We start from the raw sequence: 4,187 nt of genomic DNA on the forward strand, positions 1-4,187 counted from the left end.
GTAAACCAGCCTAGAGGTCCGGGCTTGTTTTGTTCTCTGGTAGAGCAGAACAGGCTCAGGGCTACTGAAAGCTCGCTCCGTACCGCTTAGCGGTCGGAGCCGGGTAGTTTACGGCTTCGTCGTCCATCCAGGAAGGGGGTACAGGTCGGCATCCATAGCTGGAATCCGAGCCATCGTAGCTGCGGGGATCCCGCTGGTACTCCATCAAGGCTTGAAGGGTATCTCGGGGTGGAGTGGCACCGCGCAAGTCCTTCAAAGAGAGGGAAATGTTGGGAGCCGGCAAAGTGGCACCGCCCACATGACAATTCAAACAGGCGGACTGAAAACGATTTTTGCCGTCCGTGAGCTGCTCTGGGGTAAAGGTGAGGGTATGCCCTGCGGCATCTAGAGGCAATTCCACAGGGCCACTCACCCGCAAATACTGGTTCACGTAAGGATCAATGCGGGCAGCCACCGGACTGGCCAGCCCCAGCCACAACAAAGCCAGGATCCCGACCCAGGCCCAGAGGCGAGACGGGGTCCGCCATCTCATAGGCAACTTCTGATCCAGATGCGGCATTAGAGATAGGCTGATAGGTCGCTGTGGCTTTCGTTCTTGGTACCACCCCAGCCGGGAACGGTCTTGGCCTGCACCAGAATGTAGCCCGCAATCAGCTTCAGATCCTCGTCGGTAAGGTTGCGCAGACGTGGATACTCACTGGTGAGCTGGGTGTTGGGGTGATACTCCAACAGAGACTCCACCCCGTCATAGGTGACTGGATTCTTGATGTAATCCACAATCGCCAGCACATTATCCCGTGGGGGAGTTGCCCCCTCCAGATCCGAAAGCTTCAAGCTCACATCCGGGTTGGGATAGGTCTGGCCGCCCACATGGCACTGGGCGCATGCGGTTTTGAATAGCTTCTTCCCTTTGGCCAACTGGGCTTCGGTAAAGGTAATAGACTCAGTTGGCGACAGAGCCACTGCAGGAATATCCCTAGCTGCAAACACTGGAGCCAGACCCCAGCCAAACCCAGCCATCAACGCAGCCAACAGCAGGACAAGCAACCGACGACGCGCTGGCGCAAACACCTTCTGAAAAGAAAAAGCTTTGCTAAACATGGTTCTCCGTAGATCAGCCTAGAAAGAGGAGAGGCGGGCTCCACTCCAGCCACAAACCCGACAACAGGATCAAGAATAGACCATTAAGAGATCATTTGCAGATGGGATCCGGGATAGTTTCCCAATGGTTCCATTTGCCTTTGGTGTTAAGTTTGATTACGGAGCTATGGCCTGTTGGGAGTCTGTTGGCCGAGAGCTGACTTGGCCACAGCCCAGTCGAGAGAACTGAGCAGGTAATATAGAGCTTGGCTTGCTTGCCTGGCAACCTCAGAGCAGGAGAATACGGCAGACTCCGTTCCAGGTTTTCCCCATGTCCTCTATCCGATTCCAGCCGTTGCGGGTGGCTTTCACCTGTGCGGATCCCAGTCAAGTGCAAATGCCCGTTGCCGATTTGCTGGCGGCCTTGCCGGCCTCACCGCTTCTGACCTACACAGACCCGGAAGCAGCGGACTTGCGGGTAGAGCTGTTGCCCGATGCCACTTATCACTTTTACCGGCGGGGGGAAGAGGTGGCTCTGGCGGCCTTCCGGATCCCGGTGAAGAAGCTACTGGCCCTGCCTCGCAAGCTGGTGCGGCTGTTGGAGCACGTGGCTGCTTTTGGTAATCTTTTGAACCTGCAACCTGCCAGCGATGCGCTGAGCAGCATCTTGGAAGTGGAATTTCTCCAACTGGAAACCCCGGCCAGCAGCTCTGCCCCTGCCGAAGTGAGCCCCCTGCCGCGGGATCCCCAAGGGAAAGTGCAAATCCAGGCAGGCCGCAACCTCGCCATCGCCTTGCGCAATAAGGCCCTCACCCCAGTGCATGTCTATGTAACAGTCTTTGACGAACGGCAGTGCAGCGTCGGCTTGGTCTATCCCTACCAGCCGGACTTTCCTACTCGCCTGCGCCCCAGCGAAAGCGTATTAGTTGGCTCTGGCCCTCGCTATCTGCTCCAGATGCAACTGCCCGAAGACACAGAAACGGCGGTGGATCGCTTCAAAATCTGGGTCACCAGTACCGGCATGCAGCCGGGCATTATGGCAATGCCCCCTCTAGGACAAAGGCTGGAGCCCCCCTCTGACGATCCCTATGGCTCCGGATCCCGTCTGGATAGAGAAGTCAGGCTGGCCATTCTGGGCAAGGCGGGCAGCACGCCCATGCCAGCTTTTGCGGAGGATCCCTGGTGGTGTATGGAACAAGCTGTCAAAATTGTGGCTTAAGCTAATGCTCTCGGGTGCCTTTCAGACTTCTCGAAGGTGACTTTATTAAGATCCTCTCAAATGTAGCCTCAACCTCATCAACACTGATGACTGACAGATGATAGCGAGAGGATAGATCGGTTTTTGCATCTTGACTAACGTCGGTCAAAACTATGATGGCTTGGTTTCTCTGAAGACCAAGGTCAGAAGCAATCTTGGAGTACTTTTTTACTTTATCTCGGTACTTATACTTACCTGTCTTCGACTCTACCCAGTAAAGTTGATCATTAACGTAGAAGAGAAGATCCATCTCAAAATCATCTCTGTTTGACAAAGTAACTTCAACATTTGCTACGTAAGGAAAATCAATCTTTCCAGTTTGCCTTTTAGCAAGGCAAATCAACCTATTCCTAACGTATCTCTCCAGCCAGTTTCCTGAGAGAAAATTCAGTGCTTGTTTAGATCTGCTGGCTCTTGCTTCTAGCAGACACTTGGGCGCTTCGGAGTATCTATACTCTTCCAAAAATGCGATCTTGTGTAGCTCTGTGGCAAGCTGGCGAGTTGTGTCAATTACTTGTTGAGGTTCGTCTCTAAGGTCTATTGAGAAAGAGTTTCCGCTGTTCATACTTGACTTAATCATTCTATAGAATCTTTTGATCAAAGAGTACTGACTACCCATAAGGTCAGCTATTTGATCTAGCTCCTTCTCTTTTTCCTCCATATCTATGCTTCTCTTTTTGATTTTGATCTTTATGTTTTTCGAGTTTAAGAACGACTCTATCTTTGATATATCAACAGTAGCTGTCCCATCCTTGTCTCTTAGTACTTCGTCTGGTGTCTCAGGATCTGGTGCTTTACCAATGACCTGAGTAACCTGCTCATTCTGGGAGTCCTGATTTGCAGTTGGGCATATCTCGGATCCATGAGAACTTTGAATAGTAACCCGTAGTTGCCGATAAATATCTTTGGCCTCTTCCACTAGATTTTCCAGAATGGCTAGCTGATTGTTCAGTTGCTGGCCATGTTCGGCCAACTTTACAGATATAGCTTGTAGAAGGTCTCTGCTCCAGTCCTGTAGCAAGCTTTGCTGGCTGTCAGCAAGGCGAAATTTAAACTCTTCAAGGGTAGCTTGGACGGCCTGTAACTTTTCCTGTAACTTTTGAGAAATCTTGTCTACCAATCCTTCGCTCAACTTGATGAGTGCTTTGTCCGGGTTGTTGAGTTCTTGGCTGCGTTGGCTTAGCTGCGAAGATATATCTCTGATAATCTCTCGTTTCCAGATTTCCAGTTTAGGACTGGCCCCATACTGGCGAGCAACGTAAATGCCTACCGAGAAACCAACAGCTGCCCCAATCAATAAAACCAAAACTAAGTCCATCAGATACTCCTGTCCTCTGCTGCTGTTACTTTTCTTTCCAGTTAACTGGATTACCTGCTTGCCTCAACATGCTAGGAGGAGATAGGTGAATTTTCAAGCAGATGGGGACCTGCCTCTGACCGAAGCTGGGCGCCGACAAGGGATCCCAGCCAGCCTTGCTGAAGGGCTTCTTGAGCAGGAGTCAGTTCAGGCAACACCTCCAACGTGTAGACATCGGGCCGAGGGGGATCCAACGGGATCCAGAAATGTTTCAACTGATCGGCTTGAAAAACGCTCAAACAAATGATCTGGTGGGGCTGATAGGCCGTCAAGCGTTCCGCCAAGTTGGCAGCGCTCACCCTGAACCCATCCAGGGCCACCAGCTCATCGCCGGCCCAGATGCCCGCTTTTTGCGCCGGGGATCCCATCTCTACTGCGCTGATGCGATTGCCCTCGCCGTTGAAATTAAGGCCCAGGTATGGGATGGGGTTGGGGCGGCTGAAGTGGGCTTTAAGGGTGAGGCCAAAGGGGTGTAGGTAAGTGTTGTAGTCT

4 protein-coding genes and 1 pseudogene are annotated in these 4,187 nt (G+C 52.1%); 1 reads left to right on the forward strand and 4 read right to left on the reverse strand.

Features of this window, described 5'->3' with window-relative positions:
• Positions 1-61: 61 nt before the first annotated feature.
• Together psbV2 and psbV are read right to left on the reverse strand one after the other, a co-directional pair.
• Entirely contained in the window at positions 62-532 is a 471-nt protein-coding gene (gene psbV2 / locus NW837_RS03105; protein WP_414329217.1) for a photosystem II cytochrome PsbV2, read from the reverse strand.
• 26 nt (positions 533-558) lie between these two features.
• Positions 559-1,101: a photosystem II cytochrome c-550 gene (gene psbV, locus NW837_RS03110; protein WP_414329218.1), complete on the reverse strand. Its 543-nt coding sequence runs from the start codon at positions 1,099-1,101 to the stop codon at positions 559-561.
• Positions 1,102-1,411: 310 nt separating this feature from the next.
• On the opposite strand from psbV, the gene NW837_RS03115 reads away from it, so the two are divergent.
• The gene (locus tag NW837_RS03115) at positions 1,412-2,299 is read left to right on the forward strand and encodes a hypothetical protein (protein ID WP_414329219.1); all 888 of its coding nucleotides are present in this window, start codon (positions 1,412-1,414) and stop codon (positions 2,297-2,299) included.
• A 1-nt stretch (position 2,300) separates the two neighbouring features.
• On the opposite strand, the gene NW837_RS03120 is transcribed toward NW837_RS03115, so the two are convergent.
• Both NW837_RS03120 and NW837_RS03125 read right to left on the reverse strand, forming a co-directional pair.
• The gene (locus NW837_RS03120; protein WP_414329220.1) at positions 2,301-3,656 is read right to left on the reverse strand and encodes a hypothetical protein; all 1,356 of its coding nucleotides are present in this window, start codon (positions 3,654-3,656) and stop codon (positions 2,301-2,303) included.
• Between the two features lie 71 nt (positions 3,657-3,727).
• Positions 3,728-4,187, reverse strand: a pseudogene (locus NW837_RS03125) (peptidase M61); the annotation flags it as partial.

It is taken from the genome of Synechococcus sp. R6-10 (assembly GCF_047461815.1).
Lineage (GTDB): Bacteria > Cyanobacteriota > Cyanobacteriia > Thermostichales > Thermostichaceae > Thermostichus.